Source organism: Oceanobacillus sp. HCA-5259, from assembly GCF_037892815.1.
In the GTDB taxonomy this organism is placed as follows: domain Bacteria; phylum Bacillota; class Bacilli; order Bacillales; family Amphibacillaceae; genus Oceanobacillus; species Oceanobacillus indicireducens.
Map to the genome: position 1 here is coordinate 152,098 of NZ_JBBKBV010000003.1, position 26,201 is coordinate 178,298.

At 37.7% G+C, this 26,201-nt stretch carries 29 protein-coding genes, 1 pseudogene and 1 riboswitch; of the genes and pseudogenes, 9 read left to right on the forward strand and 21 right to left on the reverse strand.

What is annotated here, in order from left to right; genetic code table 11:
* Positions 1 to 17 precede the first annotated feature (17 nt).
* From WKU33_RS03215 to WKU33_RS03225, 3 genes are read right to left on the reverse strand one after another with little or no spacing between them, the layout of a single operon-like run.
* Positions 18 to 1,022 carry an ABC transporter ATP-binding protein gene (locus WKU33_RS03215; protein ID WP_340453182.1) on the reverse strand — a complete coding sequence of 335 codons (1,005 nt, stop codon included), beginning with the start codon at positions 1,020 to 1,022 and terminating at the stop codon, positions 18 to 20.
* Positions 1,023 to 1,030: 8 nt separating this feature from the next.
* Entirely contained in the window at positions 1,031 to 1,981 is a 951-nt protein-coding gene (locus tag WKU33_RS03220) for an ABC transporter permease (protein WP_340453184.1), read from the reverse strand.
* Between the two features lie 4 nt (positions 1,982 to 1,985).
* A complete protein-coding gene (locus WKU33_RS03225; protein WP_340453186.1) occupies positions 1,986 to 2,918 on the reverse strand; it encodes an ABC transporter permease in 933 nt (310 codons plus the stop codon).
* Between the two features lie 164 nt (positions 2,919 to 3,082).
* On the opposite strand from WKU33_RS03225, the gene WKU33_RS03230 reads away from it, so the two are divergent.
* The gene (locus WKU33_RS03230) at positions 3,083 to 3,409 is read left to right on the forward strand and encodes a four-helix bundle copper-binding protein (protein ID WP_340453187.1); all 327 of its coding nucleotides are present in this window, start codon (positions 3,083 to 3,085) and stop codon (positions 3,407 to 3,409) included.
* A 135-nt stretch (positions 3,410 to 3,544) separates the two neighbouring features.
* Here the strand turns inward: WKU33_RS03230 and WKU33_RS03235 are convergent, their stop codons facing one another.
* Both WKU33_RS03235 and WKU33_RS03240 read right to left on the reverse strand, forming a co-directional pair.
* Entirely contained in the window at positions 3,545 to 3,748 is a 204-nt protein-coding gene (locus WKU33_RS03235) for a hypothetical protein (protein ID WP_156857193.1), read from the reverse strand.
* A 14-nt stretch (positions 3,749 to 3,762) separates the two neighbouring features.
* Positions 3,763 to 4,344: an RNA polymerase sigma factor gene (locus WKU33_RS03240; protein WP_340453188.1), complete on the reverse strand. Its 582-nt coding sequence runs from the start codon at positions 4,342 to 4,344 to the stop codon at positions 3,763 to 3,765.
* Between the two features lie 151 nt (positions 4,345 to 4,495).
* Between WKU33_RS03240 and WKU33_RS03245 the strand changes: the two genes are divergently transcribed.
* Together WKU33_RS03245 and WKU33_RS03250 are read left to right on the forward strand one after the other, a co-directional pair.
* A complete protein-coding gene (locus WKU33_RS03245) occupies positions 4,496 to 4,663 on the forward strand; it encodes a YvrJ family protein (protein ID WP_340453228.1) in 168 nt (55 codons plus the stop codon).
* Between the two features lie 445 nt (positions 4,664 to 5,108).
* The gene (locus tag WKU33_RS03250) at positions 5,109 to 5,627 is read left to right on the forward strand and encodes a hypothetical protein (protein WP_156857191.1); all 519 of its coding nucleotides are present in this window, start codon (positions 5,109 to 5,111) and stop codon (positions 5,625 to 5,627) included.
* Between the two features lie 293 nt (positions 5,628 to 5,920).
* Here WKU33_RS03250 and WKU33_RS03255 read toward each other — a convergent pair whose 3' ends face one another.
* Positions 5,921 to 6,436, reverse strand: a complete 516-nt coding sequence (locus tag WKU33_RS03255) for a hypothetical protein (protein ID WP_156857190.1) — start codon at positions 6,434 to 6,436, stop codon at positions 5,921 to 5,923.
* A 521-nt stretch (positions 6,437 to 6,957) separates the two neighbouring features.
* Here WKU33_RS03255 and WKU33_RS03260 point away from each other — a divergent pair.
* The 4 genes and pseudogenes from WKU33_RS03260 (at position 6,958) to WKU33_RS03270 (ending at position 8,183) form a co-directional block, all read left to right on the forward strand.
* Positions 6,958 to 7,140 (forward strand): hypothetical protein, encoded by a 183-nt coding sequence (locus WKU33_RS03260; RefSeq protein ID WP_188857939.1) that lies wholly within the window; start codon positions 6,958 to 6,960, stop codon positions 7,138 to 7,140.
* A gap of 346 nt (positions 7,141 to 7,486) precedes the next feature.
* Positions 7,487 to 7,672 carry a hypothetical protein gene (locus WKU33_RS03265; RefSeq protein WP_188857937.1) on the forward strand — a complete coding sequence of 62 codons (186 nt, stop codon included), beginning with the start codon at positions 7,487 to 7,489 and terminating at the stop codon, positions 7,670 to 7,672.
* A gap of 54 nt (positions 7,673 to 7,726) precedes the next feature.
* Positions 7,727 to 7,904, forward strand: a pseudogene (locus WKU33_RS19055) (halocin C8-like domain-containing protein); the annotation flags it as partial.
* Positions 7,905 to 7,997: 93 nt separating this feature from the next.
* Positions 7,998 to 8,183 (forward strand): Fe3+ hydroxamate ABC transporter substrate-binding protein, encoded by a 186-nt coding sequence (locus tag WKU33_RS03270; protein ID WP_188857935.1) that lies wholly within the window; start codon positions 7,998 to 8,000, stop codon positions 8,181 to 8,183.
* A gap of 464 nt (positions 8,184 to 8,647) precedes the next feature.
* Here the strand turns inward: WKU33_RS03270 and WKU33_RS03275 are convergent, their stop codons facing one another.
* Positions 8,648 to 9,364, reverse strand: coding sequence for a hypothetical protein (locus WKU33_RS03275; protein ID WP_188857933.1), 717 nt, complete (start codon positions 9,362 to 9,364; stop codon positions 8,648 to 8,650).
* A 439-nt stretch (positions 9,365 to 9,803) separates the two neighbouring features.
* Complete coding sequence (locus tag WKU33_RS03280; protein ID WP_336252254.1) at positions 9,804 to 11,072, reverse strand: cation:dicarboxylate symporter family transporter; 1,269 nt, start codon at positions 11,070 to 11,072, stop codon at positions 9,804 to 9,806.
* A gap of 360 nt (positions 11,073 to 11,432) precedes the next feature.
* Between WKU33_RS03280 and WKU33_RS03285 the strand changes: the two genes are divergently transcribed.
* Together WKU33_RS03285 and WKU33_RS19060 are read left to right on the forward strand one after the other, a co-directional pair.
* Entirely contained in the window at positions 11,433 to 11,576 is a 144-nt protein-coding gene (locus WKU33_RS03285; RefSeq protein WP_340453193.1) for a response regulator, read from the forward strand.
* A 424-nt stretch (positions 11,577 to 12,000) separates the two neighbouring features.
* Positions 12,001 to 12,330 (forward strand): UPF0715 family protein, encoded by a 330-nt coding sequence (locus WKU33_RS19060; RefSeq protein WP_445321675.1) that lies wholly within the window; start codon positions 12,001 to 12,003, stop codon positions 12,328 to 12,330.
* A 246-nt stretch (positions 12,331 to 12,576) separates the two neighbouring features.
* Here the strand turns inward: WKU33_RS19060 and WKU33_RS03290 are convergent, their stop codons facing one another.
* The 13 genes from WKU33_RS03290 to WKU33_RS03350 all read right to left on the reverse strand — a co-directional run bounded on the left by WKU33_RS03290 (position 12,577) and on the right by WKU33_RS03350 (position 25,437).
* On the reverse strand, positions 12,577 to 12,813 hold the full coding sequence (locus tag WKU33_RS03290) for a hypothetical protein (RefSeq protein WP_340453195.1): 237 nt from the start codon (positions 12,811 to 12,813) through the stop codon (positions 12,577 to 12,579).
* Entirely contained in the window at positions 12,810 to 13,331 is a 522-nt protein-coding gene (locus tag WKU33_RS03295; protein WP_445321676.1) for an RNA polymerase sigma factor, read from the reverse strand. The genes WKU33_RS03290 and WKU33_RS03295 overlap by 4 nt, the downstream gene beginning before the upstream one ends.
* Positions 13,318 to 13,614, reverse strand: coding sequence for a hypothetical protein (locus WKU33_RS03300; RefSeq protein ID WP_340453197.1), 297 nt, complete (start codon positions 13,612 to 13,614; stop codon positions 13,318 to 13,320). The genes WKU33_RS03295 and WKU33_RS03300 overlap by 14 nt, the downstream gene beginning before the upstream one ends.
* Before the next feature lie 145 nt (positions 13,615 to 13,759).
* Complete coding sequence (locus WKU33_RS03305; RefSeq protein ID WP_336252250.1) at positions 13,760 to 15,223, reverse strand: Msr family ABC-F type ribosomal protection protein; 1,464 nt, start codon at positions 15,221 to 15,223, stop codon at positions 13,760 to 13,762.
* A gap of 407 nt (positions 15,224 to 15,630) precedes the next feature.
* Complete coding sequence (locus tag WKU33_RS03310) at positions 15,631 to 16,761, reverse strand: bifunctional cystathionine gamma-lyase/homocysteine desulfhydrase (protein ID WP_156856529.1); 1,131 nt, start codon at positions 16,759 to 16,761, stop codon at positions 15,631 to 15,633.
* A 169-nt stretch (positions 16,762 to 16,930) separates the two neighbouring features.
* Positions 16,931 to 17,887, reverse strand: coding sequence for a PLP-dependent cysteine synthase family protein (locus tag WKU33_RS03315; protein ID WP_336252249.1), 957 nt, complete (start codon positions 17,885 to 17,887; stop codon positions 16,931 to 16,933).
* Between the two features lie 34 nt (positions 17,888 to 17,921).
* On the reverse strand, positions 17,922 to 18,578 hold the full coding sequence (locus tag WKU33_RS03320) for a class I SAM-dependent DNA methyltransferase (RefSeq protein WP_156856531.1): 657 nt from the start codon (positions 18,576 to 18,578) through the stop codon (positions 17,922 to 17,924).
* Between the two features lie 415 nt (positions 18,579 to 18,993).
* Positions 18,994 to 20,091, reverse strand: coding sequence for a 5-methyltetrahydropteroyltriglutamate--homocysteine S-methyltransferase (locus tag WKU33_RS03325; RefSeq protein ID WP_188857918.1), 1,098 nt, complete (start codon positions 20,089 to 20,091; stop codon positions 18,994 to 18,996).
* A gap of 177 nt (positions 20,092 to 20,268) precedes the next feature.
* A riboswitch (SAM riboswitch) is annotated at positions 20,269 to 20,372 on the reverse strand.
* Between the two features lie 62 nt (positions 20,373 to 20,434).
* Positions 20,435 to 21,898: an MDR family MFS transporter gene (locus tag WKU33_RS03330; protein WP_442946185.1), complete on the reverse strand. Its 1,464-nt coding sequence runs from the start codon at positions 21,896 to 21,898 to the stop codon at positions 20,435 to 20,437.
* Positions 21,899 to 22,352: 454 nt separating this feature from the next.
* Positions 22,353 to 22,625 carry a hypothetical protein gene (locus WKU33_RS03335; protein WP_156856534.1) on the reverse strand — a complete coding sequence of 91 codons (273 nt, stop codon included), beginning with the start codon at positions 22,623 to 22,625 and terminating at the stop codon, positions 22,353 to 22,355.
* Between the two features lie 269 nt (positions 22,626 to 22,894).
* A complete protein-coding gene (gene panC / locus WKU33_RS03340) occupies positions 22,895 to 23,743 on the reverse strand; it encodes a pantoate--beta-alanine ligase (RefSeq protein WP_156856535.1) in 849 nt (282 codons plus the stop codon).
* Between the two features lie 27 nt (positions 23,744 to 23,770).
* Entirely contained in the window at positions 23,771 to 24,598 is an 828-nt protein-coding gene (gene panB / locus WKU33_RS03345; RefSeq protein ID WP_188857914.1) for a 3-methyl-2-oxobutanoate hydroxymethyltransferase, read from the reverse strand.
* Positions 24,595 to 25,437: a Rossmann-like and DUF2520 domain-containing protein gene (locus WKU33_RS03350; RefSeq protein ID WP_156856537.1), complete on the reverse strand. Its 843-nt coding sequence runs from the start codon at positions 25,435 to 25,437 to the stop codon at positions 24,595 to 24,597. The genes panB and WKU33_RS03350 overlap by 4 nt, the downstream gene beginning before the upstream one ends.
* Between the last annotated feature and the right edge of the window lie 764 nt (positions 25,438 to 26,201).

Genomic DNA, 26,201 nt, shown 5'->3' on the forward strand with positions numbered 1-26,201 from the left:
CATATCCCCCTAAATGTTTATTTATTCTTGGCAGTAGCGGCCAGCAATTTCTTCGCCCGAACATCCTGCAGCCAGCAATCTACCACATGGGAATCACTTAGCCTCGCAGTTTTCGGGTATACTTTATCACACACTTCCATGGCAAACGGACACCTTGCTGTAAAAGGACATCCCCGCGGAGGTGAGAAAAGATCTGGTGGTGTTCCTTCAATTGGCTGCAATTTTTCTTTGGCATCCAGGCGTGGAACCGAGTGGAGCAACCCTTTCGTATACGGATGCTTCGGGTTATAAAACACTTCCCGCTTTGTACCTGTCTCGATAATCTTACCAGCATACATAACAGCAACCCTGTCGGCAATTTTTGCAACAACCCCAAGGTCATGGGTAATGAGAATAATTGAAATACCGGTTACTTCCTGTATTTTTTCAAACAGCTCTAAGATCTGCGCCTGAATCGTTACATCAAGGGCTGTCGTCGGTTCGTCGGCAATAAGAAGCTCCGGTTCACAGATGAGGGCAATCGCAATAACAATCCGCTGCCGCATGCCACCGCTGAATTGGTGTGGGTATTGTTTCAGTCGTTCTTCCGGATTCGGAATCCCGACAAGCTTCAACATCTCTAATGCTCGCTTTTCCGCTTCCTTGTCCGATAAACGATGATGCTGTTTCACTCCCTCTTTCAACTGGGTGCCAATTGTTAAGGTCGGATTCAAAGCGGTCATCGGATCTTGAAAAATCATCGATATATCCACACCGCGAATCGCCCGCATTTTCTTTTCTCTTAATCTCGTTAAATCTTTATTTTTAAACAAAATCCTTCCGCCGGTAATTTTGCCAGGAGGATTTGGAATGAGTCCCATCACGGCATTCACGGTAACACTTTTTCCACAGCCCGATTCTCCGACGATCGCGAGCGTTTCCCCTTTATTCAGATGAAAGTCTACGCCCCTTACAGCTTGGACGGTACCACCGTAAGTTGTGAAGGTGACGTGCAGATTATGGACTTCGAGAATTTTTTCCATCCCTTCACCTACTTTCTCAATTTCGGGTCTAAGGCATCTTGTAATCCGTCACCTAATACGTTAAAAGCAAACATCGTAAGCGAAATGAAAAATGCAGGGAAAAATAAAGTCCACCAGTTCCCGGAAAGGATAGCACCGAGGGAATCACTTGCCATCACGCCCCAACTCGCATTCGGTGAAGATATGCCAAGTCCGATAAAACTTAAGAACGCTTCTGCAAATATGGCGGATGGTACCGTCAATGTCATTTGCACGATAATCGGCCCCATCGTGTTCGGCAAGAGACCTCTCCTAATGATTCTTGATTGCTTCGTACCGAATGATTGGGAGGCGAGAATATACTCATAATTCTTAATCTGCATGACCTGTCCTCGTACGATCCGTGCCATCCCGACCCAACCAGTGACGGTAAGGGCAATAATAATCGTCGTTAAACTTGGTCCCATTACAACGAGTAATAAAATAACAACTAATAAATACGGGATCCCGTAAAGGATTTCAATAATGCGCATCATTATATTATCTGTGCGCCCACCCTTATAGCCGGATATACCTCCCCAAATAATGCCTATCGTGACATCAATTAAAGCCGCCATAAAGCCCACGAATAAAGAAATCCTTGCCCCTTGCCAAGTTCGCGTGAATATATCCCGACCAGCATTGTCTGTCCCAAACCAATGCTTAGCAGACGGTGGCTGGTACTGCTCTGCTAACACGCCCATATTTGCTTCATAAGGTGAAAAAATTGGACCAAAAATCGCTAAGGATACCAAGACGATAATAAATGCCATGCCAGACATAGCTAAGTAATTTTTTCTTAATCTTCGCCAGGCATCTTTCCAATAGGAAAGGGAGGGCCTCGCCAATTGTTCTTGTTCCTTTATATTCTTTTTGCGCCAGGTAAACCATTCATCTGGTATTTGGTCGTTTGTAAAATCACGGGGATGTTGGTTGTGCATCTTGCTACTCCCCTTCCTTCTTGTTTACTTTGATTCTTGGATCTAGTATTCCATAGGCGATATCAACGAGAAATAGCATAATGATAAGAAATGAACTGTAAAATACAGTCGTACCCATAATGACAGGAAAGTCACGATGGTTGATACTTTCCACGAAATACTTTCCCATTCCCGGAATGGCAAAGATTTGTTCAATAACAAAGGATCCGGTCATGATTCCAACGAGTAATGTTCCCATAATCGTAATAACCGGCATGAGTGCATTCCGGAGCGCATGTTTCACGATAATTTTACAGGGTGCCAATCCTTTGGCTGTTGCCATTTTTATATAATCCTGTGTCAATACCTCTAACATGGTTGATCTCGTGAGTCTTGCGATAATTGCCATCGGACCAGTTGCGAGTGCCAATACTGGGAGGACCATATACATCGGCCCTTGCCAAGTCGCGACAGGGAAAATGTCCCAGTTAACTGCTAGCTGCTGGATTAATAGGGTAGCGAGAATGAAGTTCGGGATAGAGATTCCGAGAACGGCAATCCCCATCACAACATAATCGATGATTCGATTATGCCGAAGGGCCGCCAGTATCCCGATTGCAATTCCGGAAATAAGTGCAACAATAATTGTCACAAGTCCGAGTTCTGCAGAGATGGGAAACCCCCTTCCTAATAAGTCATTTACCGTCTGATTCGGCTGCTTGATGGACGGACCGAACTCTAAGGTGATGATTGATTTTAAATAAAGGACATACTGAATAGGTATAGGCTGATCGAGGTTATAATGCCTTTCCAAGTTTTGCTGGACGATTTCATTCGAGCTGCTTTCACTGTTGAACGGGGAACCTGGAACTGACACCATTAATACAAAGGTTAAAGTAATGATGATCCATAACGTGAATATCATGATGAGCAATTTCTTTAAAATGTATTTGAACATGGCTCCAACTCCTGTAAAAATGCTAGGCGCTAGTTTTGTCTAATACACTATATGCTTGTACTTTCATATAAATGAATGCTTGTTTTAAGCGAGCCAGCAATTCCGTTTATCAAGAGCGTTTTGGGGAAAAATATAACTATAGACTTTTTAGGAGGGTGTAAAAGATGTCACATGTACAACATCAAGAATTGATCGAGACACTGCATGAATGCGTGATGGCATGTAACCATTGTTTTGATGCATGCTTGAAGGAAGAAGACGTGAAGATGATGGCGGAGTGCATCCGCTTGGACAGCGAATGCGCGGAAATCTGCGCTTACTTTGAACAAGCTTTGGCACGGAACACGCCGTTCGTAGCTGAACTCGCTACCCTATGCGCGCAAGTGTGTGAAGCTTGTGGAAATGAGTGCAAGAAGCATGATCACGAACACTGTCAGAAATGTGCGGAAGCTTGTTTCAAATGTGCAGAAACTTGTAAAAAGGTTGCATAAGCAAAAAAATGCTGGAGGTATAGGCACTAAACCTGTCCTCCAGTTATTTTATCTTTTTAGTTCTTATATATTTAAAATGTTTATTACACCAAAGGATGGCTAACTGTTTTAGGCTACGAAGGTTGAGCGATTATACTAAGTTTTATTTTTCACCTGTTTTATTAAGCACCAAAAGTTAGGTGGTTCCTCAAACTCAATTGTTTTGAGTTTTTCTGTTATTTTTGTTTTAATTTCTTGCTCTAGATCCTCGCGTTCTTGATAAGTAGTATTCCTTAAAGCTTTCTTTATTTTAAATTCAAAATTATTTATTACGTTTTCTATTTCCTCATTATTAAACATAATAACACTCCTCTTCACTGATTTCTTAATATTTCCTTGAGTCTCTTGAGTGCTTTTCTATGTTGGTTCGAAATGTTTTGAGGACTTGTTTTGAATAGAGATGAGATTTCTTGTAATGAAAGTCCATTCAAATAAATTAACTCTAGTATTTGCAGTTGTTTAGATGTAATTTTTTCTAATGCTGAAATTAAACATTCATTTCCTACTTGATCTTTCAATGTAAAACCATAAATGGAGTCAAAATCTTTATGAGTGGTTGATTCTATGAGGTCTTTTCCAACTATTGAATTACTGCTATCACCATATGAAACAGGATTATCAAGAATTAATAAGGAGTTATTTTTATATCTGTTTATCCTTTTGTCATAATCGATACTATAGAAGTGAATTAAATTACTAGTATATTTAATTACCTTTACTTTTTTGCAATGTTCTTTAAATGCATTGTTAACTTCTTTTTTATTTCTTTCTGTCGGGTTGTCTAAAGCTTTTTGTAGGAGCTTGTAATTTGCACCATGAGATAGAAAACTTTCTAATAGGCGTTCAGAATACTCTAACATATGGGAATCCTGTGTTTTGCAATCTTCTTTCTTCAAAATAAAACCCCCTTCATATTTTTTCCTATATCTATACAAAGAGATTTATAATTCATATTATAAACCAAAAAGAACGAATGTTCTAGTTTGTTTTTTGAAATTTTTATCACTTTATACAGTAATAGACAATATCGAAAGGAGAAAAGGCATGATGACACCTGAAGATGTACCTGTTTGGGTATCTATAATTGGGAACTTCGGCTTCCCAATTGCAATAACTGTATATTTATTTATGCGATTTGAGCGGAAACTTGGGGATTTAGAAAAGGTTATAACTAATCTATCTGAGACAATTAAAACATTGACTAACAGACAATAATTAACTTTTAAAATGTGGTTTACTTTTTTATAAAATATTCTCTTTCTATTAACAGATGTACATCTAATAAATATTCAAAAAGGAGAGATGTAAACAGGCTCATAGTTTACCTGTATTCATAAGACCGGCACACAGGCTTATTACGTAACAACAGCAACTGGTTCGTATATTGTTCAAGTTGAAAGGTTCGTTGATGGTTTATTTGTAGTGAAAAGGAGTTTTCGAGCATCTGGTCATGACGGTGCTATTAGTCACCTACAACCCAAAACTATTTTTGGATGGGTGTATATAGCAACGAAATTTGAGCGTATAACACACTAAAGGTAGTGAATGATTCTTTTAAATTAAGCCCCCCTAACAATTTCAATATCATAATAGAATTCTTCTTAGAAAACGATAAAACCTATAGTGTAAATGTTAAAAATTCAGAAAGGGAAGATAAAAAATGGCACAACCTAGATTTGTTGTAAATCGTATGGGACGAACAATCAATGTGTATAATTACAGCGGTAATATTGGAGGAAGGATTTTAAATAATGAATGCTATGTAACTCGTGGAGACATAGATGGTACATGGAGCACAGATATTTATTATTATAATGCAGCGGCAGGAGGATGGAAAACTGGGCAAGTTTCATATGAAGACACTTCCGCAAATAATGCGTATAGCATAGCTAACGCAGAGGCAACATCAAGTAGCGGGGCAACATTTTTAATCAGGTCAGGTAGAAGGTGCAGAATTTATCAAGGTACGATATGGATTGATAGTATTTACGGGGCTAACGGTGACCGCATAAATACGAGCGGTCTTTCTTATGCTGGTATGACTTATCCAGACCGACTATCAATAAGGTCATACAGAAAAAATGGTCAATGGTTTGTAAAAAGTAATTTATGGTGTGATACTGACATTTTGTTTGGATACCCTACCGTGCCAACTGTTTATTCATCAAAAATGCCTTGATGAATAATAATATTGATATAAACTGGAAAGAGCGTTTACAAGACGTTCCTTCCGGTTTTATTGATAATTAATAGCTTAATTACTAGTGAAAAGGTTTGACTGACCGTGGAAATTAATTGAGTTATTCTCATGGGGGATTAAGTATAAACAAATTCTAACTTACTATTGTTTAAATAAAAAAGGTAGGCGATTGCCTCCTAATTAAGTTTAACTTGTCGTTGTTTTGATTTATTTTTTTCATCATATTGGTATTTTTTCTTTACCTTTGTCACTTCATTCTATTCGTCAAGACTTTAAAAGTTAGACAACGCCTTTATCATTCTTTGTTTTCTTTCTTCTACTGTTTCTGGATCAGCTGAAAATGTTAATTCTCCAATTTCGGCTATTTCATTTAATTTATTGACCTCTTCTTCATTATTAGATAAGGCTGCGAAATGTTTTGCATAAGCTGCTGAACTTGTTAGCAAATGAAAGTCATAATCATATTTAGAAGCAGCTCCACCTAATGAATCACTCTGTAAGTTGTTTAGAAGATCTTTTATATACTCATTAACATTATAATACTCGGGTGCTGCCAAGATATACTCATTAGTATCTGTGTCTGTTTTAATTATCTCCTTTTTGTTCCTATTTTTAATTGCCAGCTCAAAATGATCCTGCACTATTTTCCCATGCTGTTCTGCAGATACATTACTGTTATTATCATTAAGAAGTACTTCTGTAATAAGAAAATAGACACTAATAAAACAGAAAGACATTCCAAACAGTACTAATATAGGTTTTTTTACAAATTTTAATATTGTTTTCATGTTACCCCCCTCGTATATCTTATTTAAAACTTACCATATTCTAATTTAAAATACAATTTTTTATTTCAAACTTCTATTTGAAGATGTGTTGGTCGTACTTTTAACCTTAGCAAAAATGGGTTCTTTTTTCATTTATTTGATGAATTTTATTTTTAACTTGACTTAAATGCTTGATGTACCTATCTTAGAAGGCTAGTAGGGATTTTCTATGAATACTCAGGATATATAGTAAACTCATTCTAGCAAGGTTTAATTGCTTTGCGATTTGTGTCATGGTTAATAGTTGTTTTTCCAAATGAATCACTCCGGGTTTAGGGAATGGAATATAAATTCCTTTTGATATAATTCGATATATGTTAAAGAAATGCCTTTTTTAGCTTTTCAACAAAATGGATTAAGTCGTGGGAGAGGGAGTATTTTTACTCTTTTTTTATTTGATTCTATGTTTTTAAAAAATTGAAAGAGGTATAGTGCTCTAGTGGTTTTGTTTGAATATTCTTTCCACTGAGGGAGAGTGATGTATGAAAAAGTACATTTTGAACTCTACGGTCGGTATATTGTGTGGAACTGTTATAGGTTTCTTTCTGTATGGTTTTTTGACAAAGGAACAGTCTGAGTGGAGTATTTTAATAGGTTTAATACTAGGTACGGTTATTGCTGCACTTGTCAGTAGAATTTATTTCAAAAGACTGTATTCGAAATGACTTGGCATTTGTTAAAAAATAAGGAAGCGATATTGTGGTTAAAAAGCTATGACATTGTTTGCTGTATTACTGGTTTTGTTACTTCCGTTAAACAATATACAAAATGGGGTTTCAGCTTCGGAAAAATTTGAATGTCAGGGTGGAGATTGTATAGCAAAACCTGGATCAAATGTTACTCAAAAGAATTTAATAATATTTTAAACAAGGTTAAGAAAACTGACGAGTACAAAAAACTGTCCAAGGAGACAATAATAAATGAATTACCTAAAAAGGATATTGTGATTCATAAAGAGGATTATAGAGTAGTGGTTAGCTTTATTATAGGAGAAAGAGTAGGGCCGACAATTTGGCTTATATTGAATTACTATATGATTTGGATCAAAACACAGTTGAAGCTTATAAATTGCTCTATGGTGAAGAAAAAGATAATGGATTAATAAATATAAGAATGAAGGTAAATGGGGAAAAAGTATTTTCAATGGATATTAATGAAAACGGGGAAATAATTGAAGACGGCCAAGTTATAAGCTAAGAAGCTTTTTATGAAAAGGTCGTAGGTGGTCAAGGCGACGGTTATACAACTTTTGGTTGGCGTGAATGGGCTGTTGGTGCTTTATGTGGAGCAGGTGAAGGTGCCGGATGCTATCCGTTAGCAGTGAGCTTTAGAGATAACAACTGGTATAGGTGGTTTATCACTTGCTACAGTATGTGGTTTGATTGGTTCATTGGGATGTACTGCAGCTACGAAGAAGATTTGTGGTTAAATTAAAATCTTTAGAAGGGTAGCAAAATGCTACTCTTTTTCTTTCTTTTCGTAATGGTTGAATTATATTGACTTTGAAAAGGGAGGGGTGTAAATGATTAAACGTAATTTATATTGTTCTGTTTGCGGAAGAGAAGTAGAAGGCGATGAAGAAATTTATGCAAAGATGAAAGCTCCAGAAAAAACAGCTATGGTAGAAATTAAAGCATATTTGAAAAAAAATAGCGAAATAATTTGTAAAGATTGTTATAAAAATAATTTAAAAATCAAAGGATCTTAAATTGAAAAGAGTAGTGGTTGCTACTCTTTTTTATTTTCTGTATATTCCGATGTAAAGTATGCTTATGCTTGGGGGTGGGTAGGTAGTAAAAATGAAGGGCATTATAATTTTAAAGTTAGAAATAGAAGTTTGAATTTGTATAGTGTAAATGGAAGAAGGATTGGTTCTGTTGCAGCGGGACAACAAATTGCAATCAAGTCATCTAGTCCTACAACTGGTGTCCACAATCCCCAATGGCTACAGATAAACTACGCTAGTAAGACTAGTGGAGGTTGGGATCAAATAAGCGCTGATGATGCTAGTTATGGATTTATAGACACTGGACTTGCATATGGTTCTCGTTGGAATTCGATACCATGCGATGCTCTGTGGTCACCACATTTTTAATAAAAGAGTTAACTTCAAGAATTAAATAAAATTAACGCTCAGAGAATAATTAAGTAACCTCTGAGCGTTCGTTATGTTTAATTACTTATCAAGTTATGGCTTCCTTCCAAGGTTTTCGAGGCTTTAAAATACATATCGTGGATAATATCTCCATCATTAACAAATATCCCGCCATCTTGAAATAAATGGTGAGAAATATCATATAATATACGATGTGCATCCACTATTTTTAGAACATCTCTTTGTTCTACCCCTTCTTCACAAAGTTTTATTACCATATTTAAGTCATCAAGCAAGGGCTGATGATCAGATACTTGATGTGTTATAGTTTCTAGCTTTTCACGAGTATAATAACAATTGCTTACTTCTAAAGCATCCCATTTTGAATCGCTTGGGTTAATTAAATTTTTATATAAATCGTTCGCAACGGTACCTGTTAACAATAGTGATAAATCTATGATTGTGTCACTCATTTTATCCATCTCTTCTTCGGATAAACTCTGATACAACTCTTCTCTTATCTTGTACCTTTCCTTCGCTGTCATGGTGGGTTTCAATACATAAGGGTCAACCGATTCGACTAAATTAACAATATCATATTCCGATGATTCAGAATAACCCTCTTGTGGAGAAACTTGTTGTGCGTCTGGATTTTTATCCGTATTAGTTGCAACATTGGGTTCTTCAGTCTCAGGCTTGTCGTCTGGATTTTCTTGTGTATCTTCTTCACAAGCTATTAAACCAACTGATATGCCTATAATAACAAAAAGAAGAAATAACCCATTTTTTTCCAAACCTATCAACTCCTAATTTGGAAAATAACCTTGTGGAAATAGAATTAATTATAATTATATTCCCTATATACCACTGTTTCAATATTTATTCCTTAAATTAATATATAGCATATATGCCTAACATCAAACAATTACCAATCAGACCATACAGTCGATGCGTCAACCATCCTTGATATGCGAACCGCACAGCTTCTCCGCGATAATGGATATGGGATTATCGGGCGTTGCTTAACAGATACGGTAGGCGGCGTTCATTCAAAATTTATCGTGTCTTCAACTTGGTCAGTCAAATCGTTGTAATGAATCATAAAACTTCTCGACGGACTTGCTAAATTTTCATTCCAAAACTGTAAAATGTTTGCATAGACAAAAAATACTGGAAGACAGGTATGAAACCTATCCTCCAGCATTTTTATTTCTACAACTATTAAATTGAATGCTACTTCCGAAGTGCTGCGAGATATGCATCCCGTTTATTCACTTCAAATCTGCCGCTAGACTTCGACATAACTACCGCAGCCAACGCATTTCCAAGAACATTCACCACAGTACGTCCCATATCAAGCAGTCTGTCCACACCAGCAATGAAAGCTAGTCCTTCTAACGGAATTCCAACTGTTCCAAGTGTTGCCAAGAGAACAACAAACGAAACACCGGGGACACCAGCAATCCCGTTCGATGTAATCATTAATACTAAGACTAATGTAACTTGTTCTATGATACTTAAATCTATTCCATATAACTGCGCTATAAAGATAGCCGCAATCGCCTGATATAATGTAGAACCATCCAAGTTAAACGAATAACCGGTTGGAATAACAAAAGAAACAATGTCTTTTGGACATCCTGTCTTCTCCAGTTTCTCCATCAGTTTTGGTAAAACAGTCTCGGAACTTGAAGTAGAGTATGCCAAAAGCAATTCTTCTTTCAATACTTTTATAATATTAATAATGCTCGAACCTACCACTTTCGCAATTGTCCCTAGGACAACTAAAACAAAGAAAATCATTGCCCCGTATACAAGGAGCATTAACTTACCTAAGGGAATTAATGATTCTAAACCGAATTTAGAAACAGATACACCGATTAATCCAAATACACCAACCGGAGCAAATTTCATAATGAAATTTGTCACCCAGAACATAGCGTCTGCCGTGCCTTGGAAAAATGCGAGTACAGGTTTACCTCTTTCACCAATTGCCGCCACACCTAATCCAAACAATACAGAGAAGAAAATAACGGGCAACATATCCCCTTCTGCCATTGATTGGATAATGTTACTAGGCACAATACCTACAATGACATCCATAATCCCTTCATTCTGCACACTTTCAGATGTCTCAACATACTCATTGATTTCAGTTTTAGCAAGGGAAGACATATCGATCCCTTTACCAGGCTGAAAAATGTTTGCTGCTGCCAGTCCGACTACAATAGCAACAAGGGAAACAACTTGGAAATAAATCATCGTTTTTGCTCCAAGTTTTCCTAATTGTTTTAAGTCTCCTGTTCCGGCCACACCGACGATTAGTGTAGAAATAATAATCGGAACGACAATCATGCGGATCATATTAAGAAATATTGTCCCAAGCGGCTGTAAATAAGTTTCCACCGCAGGATTTCCATAAAAAATAGCCCCTACAATAATCCCAAGGACTAATCCAATCAGAATTTGATATGCTAAAGGAATTTTTATTTTTCTTTTCATATATTCACCTCTTTATTTCTGTTAAACCCACTAGACCGTAATAGCAGCAATTAAAAAACGTTAAACTAGCCCTTTATACCATATTAGAGAAAGAAGATAAAAAAATATACTTTGTAAATATACTACAATTTTAGTCAATTATCAACATTTTTCATGTAGGTTTGCGATGTACCATTTCTTTCCATTTTTTTAGTTTTATTGAAAAAATATAAAAATGAAGTTTGCTTGTCAAGATGTTAAGAAATTTTGATTTCAAAAAGTATATAAAGCATGTATATTATGATCTAATACATTTAGATAATTAATCTTCAGAAAGTAGATTCTCCTTAAAGGGTCGGATAGAATGGGTAATGAAAAATTATGATAGTAGACAATGATCTTGATATGTTAGAGGTTCTCGGTCTTTACCTGAAAAAAGAAGGGTTTATTGTGGCGACGACTCGTCATGGCCGCTCGACGATAGAAATTATTAAAAATAAACAACCCGATTTAATATCATATTAGATGTAACTTCTGCCCCATATAGATGGCTTTGAATTATGTCAAATGGTACGAAAAGAGACAGATATTCCAATCCTTTTCATCAGTTCGAAAGGCGGGGATACAGATCTAATCACTCTTACGTATCCTATTGCCCCCCTAAATATATAAATGCAACAAAATAGTCCACTCCCATATTTCAGGCGTGAACTATCTAAGTCTTAAAGTATATTATCTAACTAATATTCTAGAAAATTTACATATCGTACGTCCATGATTCATATCCAATACCAGGGAATAATTTCCAAAGATCGATTTCTTTTGTTACCATATATTCATGTATTCTAATTTCTCCCGCGGGATAGAGTTAAATCCAGTTAGAAGGTCGTGTTTTTATGAAGAGAATATTTACTTTGCGGTACTTATGTTTTGCTTTATTGTGTGCTTTATGTACATCTATAATTTTAAGTATGATAACTCTTTCGCTATCTACCTTTTCTTTGATTGGTACTCTTTACTTAACTCTTTACTTAACTTTTTTTATTTGATCTTTTCCTTGATTTTTACAGCACCAGTTCAGTTTGTATTGAACATAAAACCTAAGAGATTCAATATACTTTACCTCTTAATCTATGCAACTATCGCGTTTATTGCTACAGCATTCGCTATGATACTTTTGGGAGAAAAGCCTTTTAGTATGTTATCTCATTATATATTTAGTACTCTAGCCGCCATTTTATTTTGGTTTTTTGATTCAATTCTACTTCAAAAAGAATAGATATTTAAATAAAAGAAAACGTAAACTCAAATATAAACCAATTACCAGAGCTTCGTACCACAGACAAAAAAGTATGCTCATGTTGTTTCTCATACGGTTCAAATGACGTAATCTATTCGAACTGGTGAGAAGAAGAGAAGCTTTAGTCGGGAAACAAGAACACTCTTGCATAAAAAAACATACGCAGAATGAAATGGGCACCCTCTAACTAGGTGCCCTATTCTTTTTTACTTTAACGCTTCCTACTCAAATCAATAGAAGCGGTGCTAAATAAATAAAAAATATGAGAACCATTGGGTACAATACGAGTTTTATGATAGAATCCCCTTTAATCCGAAGCACATCAAGCGGGTTCTTTGCCGGCGCATGAATCCAGTTAGCAAGACGTTCCCATTTACTCCTCTTTAACGGAATATCCGGTACTTCCACATGGAACTCATCCAATTTACTTTTAAGTTCATCTGGAAATTCATTTTTACTCATTCTCCTACCTCCAACATTTCCCTTAATTTCTTCAACAAAACATGTAGACGTGATTTTACTGTTCCTAAAGGGATTCCAAGAATCTCGGAAATATCCTTTTGGGTTAAATCGTGATAGTAGGTTAGTAAAATAACTGCCCGCTGTTCAGATGGTAATTGTTGAATTGCCGCTTGTATCGTTAATCTATCTTCCGTCGAGACGTTATCTGTTTGATTTTGTATATACAAGAACGGCAATAATTTCTTCATCCGGTTACGTTTGTTCAAGCGGTTGATCATAAGCTGATAAGCCATTCGGAATAAATAGGTTTTAATGCTCGATTTTCTCTCATCAAAGCGTCCCCGATATTTGGAAAATTGGACAAAGGTATCTTGTACAAGATCGAGACTCATTTGCTCATCTTGACAATATCTATAGACGAATTGATAGATCGCAGTTTTATAAGTCGCAAAAAGCGCTTCTGCCGAATACGGATCTTGCTTCTCCATACAAGAATCTATTTCCTTATTCAAATTCATCGGACCACCGCTCTTTAATTCCTTTAAAGACATATGCAATTCTGGTGACGAACCAAGTCAATGTGATTAGAGAAAACACAAAGGTTTGATGAATAAAAAATTGTATCCAAGGGCTATCTATATTATCGCCACGTAGCAAAAATACGAATAAACCTGTTATACATAAAAATGTATAAGCTGCAGCGATAATAATCACATAATCCCATCTCGTCCACTGGAAATAAATATCCGATTTTTTAAAATCAATATTACCCAATTTGTTTCGAACTACCTTTTTATTCATTGTAGCAATGATTATAACAAAAACCGTTCCTAGAACTGCTGCTACAACACTGCTTATTAACCAGCCTAACGCAATCGATTATCAAACTCCTTTTCTTCCTTTACTCACTTATACAATGATTAGGATGAAAAGGTTCAATTGTTTTTTAACTTTTTAACGATAATTTCTTATTCTCCAAACGATACTCACAATCCGCAACATGTTCAATAAAGGTGTGGTCATGCGACACAAGCAGAACAGTTCCCTCGTAACCTTTTAAAAATCGTTCCAATGCTTCAATACAAAACACATCAAGAAAGTTTGTCGGTTCGTCCAGTATCAATAGATTGTATCTGCCTAAAAACAACTGACAAAGTACTAAACGAGTTGCTTCTCCCCCACTCAGCTCTCTGATATTTTTCTTCAAATCATTACCTGTAAAGCTCATGGCATGCAGAACGGAGCGAATTTTACTTTCTGCGTGGTCACTACGATCTTTCATATAATCAAGGACTGTTTCATCTTTCGTAAATTTATAATCCAGCTGCTCATAAACTCCGATTACAGCTTTCGGAGAGATGGTCAGCCCCTCGCCTTGATTCATTATATGTCGGAGTAACGTTGTTTTTCCTGAACCGTTCTTTCCTGTGATTGCAATCGTCTTACCAAGCGGGAATTGAAAACTTGCTTCCTCAAGTAATGCCTTCTCCCCTACCTGCAGGTTCAAGCGGTCTGCCATGATTGGAAATCTATTATGAAGTTCGAGTGCTTTCGACTGGTGAAAACGGATGATTTTCTCTTCTTTTGGTGCTTCCACCTCATCCAGTTGTTCCGCCCTTTTTTCCAGTGCTTTTGCTGCTCGCTCAACAGATTTTTGACTTGTTCCCTTTGATTTCGTCTCAAACATCCGGTTCGCCTTCGCTCTTGTTTCCTTTTTAGACTTTTGGCCACTCGCCTCGGTTATTTTCTCTGCCTTCTTCATCTTTTCTCGAGCAGCTTTCATTAAACGTGACTTCTCTTTTTGATACTTTTCATGTTCTTCTGCTTGCTGATCTCTTTCCAGCTCTTTTTGCGCGGTATAGTTCAAGTAATTTCCTGCATACTCCTTTACTCTACCATCCTCGACTTCCCAAATTTTGTTCACCAATTGGTCCAGCACATAACGGTCGTGGCTTACGAGGACTAGAGCACCATAGTAGTAAGTTAATTCATCGATTAAAAACTGGGTCCCATCCGCATCAAGATGTGTCGTCGGTTCATCCAGAAGTAAGCCTTCATGATAATCAGAAAAGATTTGCGCAAGTTTCAATCTCGTTTGCTCTCCACCGCTGAAGTTATCAAGCGAAGTTTCCGGGATCGCTAATTTCCCGATTAATTCATAATCAATCGCACTTTTTTCTGGCGCCGACAATTGATCAAAATAGGCAAAATCTGCATGATGATGCACCTTTCCACGTGTTGGCTGAATCATCCCAGCCAAGAGCTTTAATAACGTACTCTTACCTGCACCATTCTTCCCAACAATACCGATTCGGTCAAACTGGTGAATTGCTAATCGTTCAATCTCTATTATCGTTTGATCAAAATAAGTTAACGCTATATTTTCTAATTCAAAGCATATTTTTTCCATCTCTGCTACCTCCCGAAATAGTTAAATTTCGTATCGATAGCTAGGATCGATACGAGCTCAAGTCTAATGCGAGCTCGTATTAAAAGAATAATAACATTTGCATTTGGTTTTCCTCCTCCTCTTTCATTTTCTGTTAAAAAAGGGCACAAAAAAAGAAGGCAGAATAAGCCGCCTTCCTCATTAAAACAGAGTAAGATTAAAAATGAAGTTGATTAAAAAAGGACAGACTAATCCCGTTTACCCTGCACAAACAAGCAGAGTCTTTGAACGTATTTAGTTACTGGTTCAAAGTTTGGAATCGTAGTCTCATTTTCTAATCATCCTTCTTAACGTTTAATTTTATACTAATCATTATACCTTTTTTCTAGAAATAATCAACTATCTAAAAGTTATGAGAGTTCTCACATCTAATCTAACGCTTGTTGCAGATCCTCCATTAAATCCTTTACATCTTCTAAACCAACTGAAAGACGAATCAAACCATCTTCTATCCCTAATTCAATTCTTCGCTCTCTCGGGATAGAGGCGTGTGTCATCTTTGCTGGAAGTGAAATAAGGCTTTCGACAGCTCCCAGACTCTCAGCAAGAGTGAAATATCTTACTTTATTAAGAACTTCCATTGCTTTTTCTTCATTGTCTACCGTAAAGGATACCATCCCGCCGAAACCACCTGATTGCTTGGCATGAATTTCACGGTTCGGATGCTCTGGTAAACCTGGATAGTACACGTTTCCAACTTGTGGATGGTTTACAAGAAATTCAACAATTTCACTCGTATTACTTTCGATTTCTTCCATTCTAACTCCTAATGTTCGGATTCCTCGAATCAGCAACCAACTATCATGAGGAGCTAGAACACCACCGGTCGCATTTTGAATAAAATGTACTGCTTCACCAAGCTCTTCGTCGTCTACTACTACTAGACCCGCTACAAGATCGCTATGGCCTCCTAAATATTTCGTTGCACTATGGATGACAATGTTTGCTCCATGATCAATTGGCGATTGCCAATATGGCGTATGGAATGTATTATCAACAATTAATGTTAAGTTATTTCCTTTTGCAATATCCGCTAACGCTTCAATATCCGTTATTTTCAACAATGGATTTGTCGGTGTTTCTATAAAAATAGCTTTTGTCTCCGGGCGAATGTTTTCTTTAACTTCGTCCAAATTACTTGAATCTGTGAAGGTTACATCGATGTTCCGGTTATTTAAGATCTTTGTCATGTAGCGATAAGTTCCGCCATATACATCATCAGTAATCAGGATATGATCTCCCGATTGAAATAGATCCATTACCGCTGCAATTGCAGCCATTCCAGAAGCAAAAGCAAAGCCACGCTTCCCTTTTTCCAGATCAGCAATAAGTGTTTCTAAAGCCTCTCGCGTAGGGTTTCCCGTCCGTGAATATTCATAAGTAAAATTACCGACACCATTTTGCTTAAATGTGCTTGCCTGATAAATCGGCGGCGACATCGCGCCAACATTTTTATCAATAGCTGCTCCACCGTGAATTAATTGCGTTTTCTTTCTCATCTTATTCTATCCCTCCTTAGAATGAAACTTCATTCAGTGGGGGTTTCGATGCACTGGACGTGCTAGTGTCGACATTGCGACAAGACGTCGCGTATTTAGTCGACGGCCCTTCTCCCACTGAATTCGCTTTCGTGAATCAGGGTGGTAGCGTCCGCCTAAATAAATTTGATTAACCTCTTCCTTTTGATGCGGAAGTGTTACGGACGTTTTCCCCGCGATAGATTCCCGTACTCAAGTAGCGTTCACTACTGTCCGGAAAAATAGTTACGATATTTGTTCCAGGCTCCGCGATTTCTGCTTCTTTTAAAGCAGCTTCTACTACAGCACCGGAAGAACTGCCAACGAGTAATCCTTCATATTTTGCTATCTCAGCTAATCGGGCAAATGCTTGTTCGTCGGTAACCGTATAAATTTTGTCAAATAGACTCCGGTCCATAATGTCTGGTATGAATTCTACTCCTATTCCCTCTATTTTATGGGGACCCGGGTCACCCCCATTTAAAATGGATCCTTGAGGTTCCACAATTACTGTCTTTACTTGTGGCTGCTTTTCTTTTAGATAACGTGCCACGCCAGTAAACGTCCCACCCGAACCGGCACCAGCAATAAAAATATCAACTCTTCCATCTAAGTCAGCTATAATTTCCGGCCCAAGTGTATCATAATAGGTGTTTGGATTATCTTTATTATAAAATTGATTAGGAATATAGGCGCCCGGACGAACGCTTGCAAGTTGTTGCGCCTTTTCTATTGCATAGGCCATCCCAAACTCTGTCGGTGTATTGATTACTTCAGCGCCTAATGCCCGCATAAGGGCCTGTTTCTCCTGACTAAATTTTTCAGGAGTAACGAAAATAGCATGTAATTGATAATGGATTGCAGCAAGTGCCAAGCCAATCCCCGTATTACCCGCGGTCGGCTCAATCACGGTGTCTCCCTTTTGTAATTCCCCTTTTTCGATAGCTTTTTGAATGAGATAAAATCCGAGCCGATCCTTGATGCTCCCACCAATATTCTGGAACTCCAATTTCGCAAACAGCCTTACATCTTTTGGTAAATCATATGCAGTGATTTCAAACATTGGCGTGTTCCCAACCAACTGGCTGAGGTTTTGTATGATATTCATTCTTTCCACCACCTGCCTCATATGGACATTTTTCTTATGCGAGCTTTGCTTCTCTATTCAATTGCGCTTCCATAATCCATACATAATCATTGATTTGTTCAAAACTTGTTGTAAACCCATACTGATGAAGTATCTGTTCCATCTTAGGGATGGTCGTGTAATATTCCGTATTCAAATCCTCTGCTAATCGATGATAACCCTTCTTTTTCGCCTGTAGATAGGCTTCATTTTTCTTTTTATCATTCTCAAAGATCGTATCACCGAAGATAATTTTCCCTTGCGTGTCTAATATATTTGTGTAGAGTTTAATCGCTTGCTCCTTTTCCTTATCCGTCAAGTGATGAAATGCATAGCTACTCACAATTGCGTCTACCTTTTTATTTTGTCTGGGAAAGGATAGAAAATTGCCTTTCATAATTTTCGTGTTAGGAAGTTTTTGTTGGGCAATTTTCCGCATATTGTCTGAAGGCTCAATCCCAACCACTTCTAACCCTTTTTCCATAAGCTTTTTTGTTAAATTACCTGTTCCTACGCCAAACTCAATGACAAAACCATGCACACGATCACTAATCTTCTGAAGAATTATTTCATAATTTCTGAATACTTCCCGATATTCCATATCAGCCCCCTGAACCGTATCATCGTAACTCGCTGCCCACTCGTCAAATAAACGATTAAACTGCTCTCCCAATCCAACCACACCATTCATATAAATTTACTTGGTATTATGATATTAACAAAGTATAATAATTGTTACAACTCTTACGATTAAAATCCAAACGTAATGTCCACCAATAAAAAAAGCAAACTTCCAGCAGCTACATACTGCTCGAAATTTGCTTTTTTGACCTTTTTCATTCACTATTAAATAATTCTTAAAGTGAAACTTCATTCAGTGGGAGATTCTCCTTACCTCCCCACTGAATGTTAGTTGAACAGAATCAGGTATTTACGGACTGTATATCCCCCACCTTCACATTTTAGTTTTCCCTCTTGTTTAGAGTGGGGGGTATTACAGACCGTTAATGTGTATAAAACACGAGAGTCTTCTGCTTGTTAAATAACAGGTGTACCGTCCAAATGCTTAAGATTATCTCATTTTGGTATCACCAAATTTCTTTTGATAACTCAACGATAAAGCGTAATTTCTCCCATTGCTGTTCTTCCGTTAACTTATTTCCGTGATGGGTTGATGAAAATCCGCATTGTGGGCTTAAGCAAATTTGCTCCTTGGGAATGTATTGTGTCGCTTCTTTTATTCGATCTTTAAGCTTTTCCTTATCTTCCAGTTCACCTGACTTCGAAGTAACTAATCCAAGGACCACTTGTGGCCCACCCTTAGGAATATGGGCTAAAGCTTTGAAATCCCCAGAACGTTCGTCATCATATTCCAGGAAAAATCCATCCACTTTTTCCTTCGCGAGTAAGGTTGGTGCAATCAAATCATAACTACCACTGAACATGTATGCAGACTGGTAATTTCCACGGCATAAGTGCGTTGTGACAGTTAAATCCGCTGGTTTACCATCCAACACTCCATTGATTACGCGGAGGGCCAAGTCGATGTATTGCTCTCTCGAGTAGCCATCTTCAGGGAATTCCTTCTCAGGAGAAGAGAGTCCTGCAATGTATACGTCATCCAATTGCAAGTAACGGACACCTGCATCGTAAAACGCTTGAATCGCATCACGATATGCTTGAATAACATCTTTCGCATAAATTTCAATATCGGAGTAAACTGTCTCGTCCATCATGCCAGGGTGGAATAGCTGATTCGGACTTGGAATCGTTTGTTTTGCGACTGCACGACCATCAACAATTTTATTAAAGACCTTAAAGTCCTCAATAAATGGATGGTTCGGATTGAATGACACTTTTCCGTTGTTGCGAATTGTGTACTTTTCTGTTTCTATCCCTTTAAATCGATAACCATGCTCTGGAACATAGCCCTCTATGCCATTTAAATGCTCAAGGAAATCAGTGTGCCAGAATCTACGGCGGAATTCTCCATCCGTTACAACCTCTAAGCCAACTTCAATCTGCTTATCAACAATTCGGGTAATCTCTTCTGTTTCAATCGCATATAATTCATCCGCTGACTTCTTTTCGGCCTGAAAATCTGCTCTTGCTTGCTTAATGCTTTCGGGTCTTAATAAACTTCCAACATGATCTGCTCGAAATGGCGCTTTCGTAAGTGTCGTCATTGTATTTCCCCTTTTCATTATATATTTTGATTAGAAGACTCTGTCTTCACCAAGCTTTTACGGCGAATGCTCTAGTTGCATTTATGCGGGAAGAAAGGATTTCTACTTTCATATCTGCAAAAATAAGAAAATCCCCTTCTTGAAAATAAGAAGAGGATTCTAGTATCGTGTCTACTCTTCTTATCTTCAAGCATATGACGCTACTGGAATTAGCACAGTACATATTCATGTCTGTTGCTGAAGCTTCACAGGGCCAGTCCCTCCACTTCTCTTGATAAGAAAATTTGCTTTATTAAGTTATTAGCTATACTCTACATAGCTTTTAGATAATTGTCAACCTTTTTTAAACATTTTCTTCAACCGGCCGAGCGCGGTAGACAACGAAGGATAGAATTACTGCGATGATCGTAATGATAAAGATAATAAAGTAGACATGCTCCACTGCAACAACCATCGCTTGCGTTATTGATTGTTGAGACGCAGGATCCGCAACACCTGCGAGATAACTGGCCTGTTTCGAATTTAAAATACTGATAAATACCGAAACTCCAATTGCCCCGCTCAACGGCTGCAGCGTGGACATCACAGCCGTACCGTGCGGATATAATCGCTTCGGCAGCTGATTCAGCCCATTTGTTTCAGCTGGCATCATCGTTGCAGATACGCTAAGCATAATGAGCATAAATCCAACGATTATTACCCAAGGCGGCGTATCAGCTGTCATTCGGCTGAACATAAACATCGTCCCGGCAAGCACAATTGTCGCAGGTATCATCATCACCCGAGGACCAACTTTATCGAATAAAGCGCCCATAAATGGGCTCATAATCCCGTTTAAAATACTTCCCGGGAGCAGCAGCATTCCAGCCATTGCTGGTGCAAGAGCCATTGGTCCCTGCATGAACACCGGTAAGATAAGTTCTGAGGCAAACATCGTCATCACAATAATAATGAACATGATTACTGCATGCGTGAACATCGGCAATTTGAACACGCGCAAGTCCATCAACGGTTCTTCCAGCTTAAATTGTCTGATGGCAAAGAGAATGATTCCAATCACCCCAATGATAATTGCAGTTAAAACATCACGTGTTAAAAACCCTGCCTCACTCTCTCCAACCGAGCTGAATCCGTATATTGTTGCACCAAAACCTACCGTTGAAAAGACAATGGAGAGCCAATCGATCTTCGGTTTCGTCACTTCCGATACATTCACCAAATATTTCAAGGCAAAAAGAATCGAAAATACAGCAAATGGGAGGACAGAGATAAATAAAAATCTCCAACCCAAGTAATCAACGATAACTCCTGAAAGTGTTGGTCCGATTGCAGGTGCAAACATAATAACTAACCCAACAATTCCCATGATTTTCCCTCTTTTATGTGGAGGATACACAAGTAAAAAGACGTTGAATATAATCGGCATCAACATTCCAGTACCGACTGCCTGAATCAACCGGCCAGTAAGCAATACGGAAAATGTCGGCGCGATTGCCGCTATCGTTGTACCAATTGTAAAGACCGTCATCGTCCCAATGAAAAGCTGCCTTGTCGTAAACCATTGCATAAATAATGGAGATACTGGTATAACAATCCCCATCATTAACATAAATCCTGTTGCAACCCACTGGACAGTTGGTAGCGTAATATCGAACTCTGCCATTAATGTCGTGAGCGCAATATTCAACAGTGTCTCATTCAATATCGCGAAAAACGCTCCGATGATCAACGCTGCCATAAGCGGCAATGTTTTGACATTCGGATCTTCTGATAGAAATTCATAATTTTTTTCTTTTGATTTGCTCATTATTTTTACCTCTAATTTTATTTTAAAATATAGTATATCTATGCATTTCACTCACTTTTTACCATCAAAAAAATAATAAAGTTTGCAAAAAACTTCCTCCTTCAATTGTTTGTTCAAAATAAAAAATCACAAGCAGCTGCCTGTGGTCAAAAGTAGGGGTACTCCTTAAAAACATTGGGGGGTCTCATTCACTAAAACTAAAAAGGAAAGACAGAACAGAGCCGCCTTTCCACCACCTGAATTGAATTATCCGTAGAGTTCATTGTATGGTATATAACTTTTTTCATAATTTGACATTATGATTATGAATAAAGGACAGACGTATCCCAATCACTCTGCAACGCAAATCAGAGGCTTTGACCATATTCAATTATCGGTTCAAAGTTAGGATGTTGTCTCATTTTCTCAATAATACTCCCTCTTATTAAAAATCTTCTTCATTATAAGCGGTCATTCAGAATGTGTCAAGATACATTTCCTGCACTTTTTCAAGGTCACCCGCAAGTAGGCTTATTTCTTCCCGATTCAATCGGATAGGCAATTGGTCATATAGCGTAATGACATGGCCTTCTGCATCATCTTGATGTTTTTTCAGATAATGATAAAGACTTTTTAACTGTTTTTCATTTATCGTTGTTTGTGTCGTGAAGTGTTTTACTTTTTGTATAGAAAACTCATTCGCATTGCCGTCAAATTCTCCAGATATAATCTCTCCTGACAGTAACATATCATCACCTCAGAGTCCTTTAGTTAAGCTATTATTAATACTAGCTTAACCAAAGGATTTGATTGTTATTAACTCAACACACCTGGAAATAAAAAAGTAAATTCGTAATTACTTTTATTCAGCGTACGTGCAGCTTTCTCCTTGGGGTTCGCAGTCCCGTTACTCTCGATTTACGTATTAATTAACTGTTGAGCTGGTTAAAAAAGGGCATAACGATTAATCATCTATACGTTATGTCCTTTCTTTTATTGTACATTTTCAATTTAAGTCTATAACTTACGAACACTAAAATTATCAATCAGTCTTGTTTTTCCAATATGCACCGCTATAGCAACTAAAACTCCCGGTCTAATAGTTGAAATTGGCTGCAGCGTCTCCCCATCAACTACCTTCACATATTCAATTTTAGCCTTTGGTTCTGTTTTGAGATGCGTTTCCATTGCAGCAATCAATTTCTCTGCATTTGTTTCCCCTTCTTTTACCAAGCTTTCGCCAAGGGAAATAGTATCACTTACAATCAATGCTGCCCCTCTATCTTCAGGAGAAAGATATGTATTACGAGAACTCTTCGCCAAACCATCTTCTTCACGAACAGTCGGACAATCAATGACCTCAACATTCATACATAAATCCTTTACCATTTGTTTGATGATGGCCAATTGTTGTGCATCCTTCTCTCCGAAATAAGCACGGTCTGGCTGTGTAATATTAAATAACTTGTTGACAACCGTACATACCCCGCGAAAATGACCTTCACGGTTTAATCCACAGAGTTCTTCGGTTAGTACAGACATATCAACATACGTAAAAAAATCTTGCGGATACATCTCTTCTGGTGTTGGGTGGAAAATAAGGTCCACTCCTAGATTTTCACAAATCTTACTATCTCTCTCCAAGTCATGGGGATAACTATCAAAATCCTCATTTGGCCCAAACTGCATTGGATTTACGAAAATACTAACTACAACCTTTTCATTTGCTTCTCTTGCAGCAGTAATAAGACTTCCATGTCCCTCGTGCAAAAATCCCATCGTCGGTACAAAGCCAATTGTATGCCCTTCTTCTTTCCACTTTTTCACAACAGCTTTAACATCCTTAATGGTTGATACAATCTGCATTATACTTAACTCCTTTAATTTTCTTCCTTAATATAATTTATCAATGACCTCATCGGAAACAGTATAGGTATGCTCTTTAGCAGGAAACGATCCTTCTTTGACTTCGGTTATATAATCCCGGAATGCTTGTTGCATGATTTCCCCTACTTGTGCAAACTGTTTGACAAACTTTGGCGTGAAATCCGAAAAGATTGCCAGCATATCTTGATATACAAGCACTTGTCCGTCGCACCCCGGGCCCGCGCCTATTCCGATTGTTGGAATATTTATTTCCTTGGTGACGATTTCTGCTAGTTTTGCAGGCACGCCTTCTAACACGATCATAAATGCTCCCGCCGCCTCTACTGCTTTAGCATCCGCGATTAACTGTCTAGCAGCAGCCTCGGTTTTCCCTTGCACCTTAAATCCGCCAAATTCATTAACAGATTGTGGGGTTAGACCGATATGCCCGCAAACTGGAATGGATGCTTCTACAATGGCTTTAATCTGTGGGCAAACCTTTGTACCGCCTTCCAATTTTACACCATGCGCCCTGCCTTCTTTTATTAATCTGCCTGCATTCAATACAGCATCCTGAACGGAAATTTGATAAGACATGAATGGTAAATCTGCTAAAACAAAAGCCTTGCTTGCTCCTCTAGCAACAGCCCTTGTATGGTGAATCATATCATCTATTGTAACAGGCAGTGTATTTTCATATCCAAGCATAACTTGTCCAAGCGAATCCCCAACCAATAACATATTAATTTCAGCTTGATCCATCAACTTTGCCATCGAATAGTCGTAGCACGTAAGCATCGTAATTTTATCGCCTGCATTTTTTTGTTGCTGAAATGACGTCACTGTATTTTTCATTCTTTGATAACCCCTTTGATTTTTTTATAGTCCCTGTCTTTATGTTTCTCCTCCGCTACCTCTAGAGCCAATCCTGATAGAGCTTTATAAACTTCCTTTTCCTGTGGATGTAAGACTTGCAAATGATTTAAAATGGTACCAAGATCATTTCTCTCAATCGGTCCTGTCAGTGCATCCGTTGTCCCGTAGGAAAGAATATTTTCCGTATTTCCTTGAATAAGTGGTGCGAGTGCCCGGTGCGCTTTGTCTGGTGTAAAACCACAGTCAACAAGCATTTTCTCACCTAAGGCTACGAGACCGACATAAAGATTACTGACCATAGCTGCAGATGCGTGGTACCGAGTTTTGTCCGCAGCTTGAATCACGCTTACCTCGTTCCCGAAGCTTTCAACTAAACCAGTCAGATCGTTCAAGTACTTCTCATGCCCCTCGATGGTAAAAACTGCTTTCGACAGCTCTTTATAAGAATGATACTTATCATTAATTGCAAAAAGGGGATGGATCGAATAACCGAATGCACTGTAACGACTACTATCCGAAAAAACCTCCGAACTTAAAGAACCACTAAAATGACTAATGATCTTATCTTTTATTGGAAGCACTTTCAATTCGTCCCATACCTTAGATATAGCGCCATCTGGTACAGTTATAAAAATAGCATCACTATTTTCGACTAAAAATCTAACATCTTCATAGACTCTAGTATTTGTAAATTCAGCTGCTTCTATCGATGACTTGAGGGTTCTGCTGTAATATCCTGTCACTTTTACTTTGTGCTCAGTTAAGTACTTTCCGAGGGAGACTCCTACTTTCCCTGCTCCAATAAATCCAATCTTCATAAGCACCCCCCTAGCAAAATTCTGTCTTGTGGTATTTCCTATATGATAGCGAATAATGACCTAAATAAGCAACTATAAATGGGGGAAACATTGAAATACTTAGACTTTATCACAGATAATAAAGATAGATTTTTCATCATATATCCTTTCTTTCTAATAGCCTTGAAAAAGCAGAGGAGATTAGATTTACGGGGAGATGCAGAGATGATAGTCTTTTAGAAACTAAAAAGGAGTTCCCCGATCTTCTGAATATGAAATAGTAGGCCATATATTTATTAATAATGACTCTATACATGAATTTTTTATTCTTTTGGAAATTATCGTTCATAGCAGAGATTAAAAAATGATAATAAAAGCCTATACAATTATCCTTATCTAAATAGATGACAGTCATTACCATCTATTTGATATAAAATACGCTGTCAAGATTTCTTGACAGCCTGAGAACATGAAGTCTAGATTCTTATTAGAAATTTATTCATGTAAATCAATTTTTATATCAGAGATTTCTTCTTTTAAAGTACCTGTAGGCTCTTTTAGACCGATAACTTCATTTATTAATAATTTTACCGTCATTTGCTATTTTTTCAGTTCGAGTTTTAGAGCAAGCGCCGCAACCTGTGTTCAATATGAATCAAAACTTCTACCGCTTTCCCATTTCAGAAATTTCTCCATCGCACCCATTAAAGTACGTTTGATGAATGTTTCTTCGCTATCAATCCCTAAATACATCATTGACTCCTATAAAAATGACTTAAACTGCT

Excerpts from the sequence above, each read along its gene's own strand:
- WKU33_RS03215 (WP_340453182.1), bottom strand. The coding sequence starts at position 1,022 with ATGGAAAAAATTCTCGAAGTCCATAATCTGCACGTCACCTTCACAACT.
- WKU33_RS03220 (WP_340453184.1), bottom strand. The coding sequence starts at position 1,981 with ATGCACAACCAACATCCCCGTGATTTTACAAACGACCAAATACCAGAT.
- WKU33_RS03225 (WP_340453186.1), bottom strand. The coding sequence starts at position 2,918 with ATGTTCAAATACATTTTAAAGAAATTGCTCATCATGATATTCACGTTA.
- WKU33_RS03230 (WP_340453187.1), top strand. The coding sequence starts at position 3,083 with ATGTCACATGTACAACATCAAGAATTGATCGAGACACTGCATGAATGC.
- WKU33_RS03235 (WP_156857193.1), bottom strand. The coding sequence starts at position 3,748 with ATGTTTAATAATGAGGAAATAGAAAACGTAATAAATAATTTTGAATTT.
- WKU33_RS03245 (WP_340453228.1), top strand. The coding sequence starts at position 4,496 with ATGACACCTGAAGATGTACCTGTTTGGGTATCTATAATTGGGAACTTC.
- WKU33_RS03250 (WP_156857191.1), top strand. The coding sequence starts at position 5,109 with ATGGCACAACCTAGATTTGTTGTAAATCGTATGGGACGAACAATCAAT.
- WKU33_RS03255 (WP_156857190.1), bottom strand. The coding sequence starts at position 6,436 with ATGAAAACAATATTAAAATTTGTAAAAAAACCTATATTAGTACTGTTT.
- WKU33_RS03260 (WP_188857939.1), top strand. The coding sequence starts at position 6,958 with ATGAAAAAGTACATTTTGAACTCTACGGTCGGTATATTGTGTGGAACT.
- WKU33_RS03270 (WP_188857935.1), top strand. The coding sequence starts at position 7,998 with ATGATTAAACGTAATTTATATTGTTCTGTTTGCGGAAGAGAAGTAGAA.
- WKU33_RS03280 (WP_336252254.1), bottom strand. The coding sequence starts at position 11,072 with ATGAAAAGAAAAATAAAAATTCCTTTAGCATATCAAATTCTGATTGGA.
- WKU33_RS03285 (WP_340453193.1), top strand. The coding sequence starts at position 11,433 with ATGATAGTAGACAATGATCTTGATATGTTAGAGGTTCTCGGTCTTTAC.
- WKU33_RS19060 (WP_445321675.1), top strand. The coding sequence starts at position 12,001 with ATGTACATCTATAATTTTAAGTATGATAACTCTTTCGCTATCTACCTT.
- WKU33_RS03290 (WP_340453195.1), bottom strand. The coding sequence starts at position 12,813 with ATGAGTAAAAATGAATTTCCAGATGAACTTAAAAGTAAATTGGATGAG.
- WKU33_RS03295 (WP_445321676.1), bottom strand. The coding sequence starts at position 13,331 with ATGAATTTGAATAAGGAAATAGATTCTTGTATGGAGAAGCAAGATCCG.
- WKU33_RS03300 (WP_340453197.1), bottom strand. The coding sequence starts at position 13,614 with ATGAATAAAAAGGTAGTTCGAAACAAATTGGGTAATATTGATTTTAAA.
- WKU33_RS03305 (WP_336252250.1), bottom strand. The coding sequence starts at position 15,223 with ATGGAAAAAATATGCTTTGAATTAGAAAATATAGCGTTAACTTATTTT.
- WKU33_RS03310 (WP_156856529.1), bottom strand. The coding sequence starts at position 16,761 with ATGAGAAAGAAAACGCAATTAATTCACGGTGGAGCAGCTATTGATAAA.
- WKU33_RS03315 (WP_336252249.1), bottom strand. The coding sequence starts at position 17,887 with ATGAATATCATACAAAACCTCAGCCAGTTGGTTGGGAACACGCCAATG.
- WKU33_RS03325 (WP_188857918.1), bottom strand. The coding sequence starts at position 20,091 with ATGACGACACTTACGAAAGCGCCATTTCGAGCAGATCATGTTGGAAGT.
- WKU33_RS03330 (WP_442946185.1), bottom strand. The coding sequence starts at position 21,898 with ATGAGCAAATCAAAAGAAAAAAATTATGAATTTCTATCAGAAGATCCG.
- WKU33_RS03335 (WP_156856534.1), bottom strand. The coding sequence starts at position 22,625 with ATGTTACTGTCAGGAGAGATTATATCTGGAGAATTTGACGGCAATGCG.
- panC (WP_156856535.1), bottom strand. The coding sequence starts at position 23,743 with ATGCAGATTGTATCAACCATTAAGGATGTTAAAGCTGTTGTGAAAAAG.
- panB (WP_188857914.1), bottom strand. The coding sequence starts at position 24,598 with ATGAAAAATACAGTGACGTCATTTCAGCAACAAAAAAATGCAGGCGAT.
- WKU33_RS03350 (WP_156856537.1), bottom strand. The coding sequence starts at position 25,437 with ATGAAGATTGGATTTATTGGAGCAGGGAAAGTAGGAGTCTCCCTCGGA.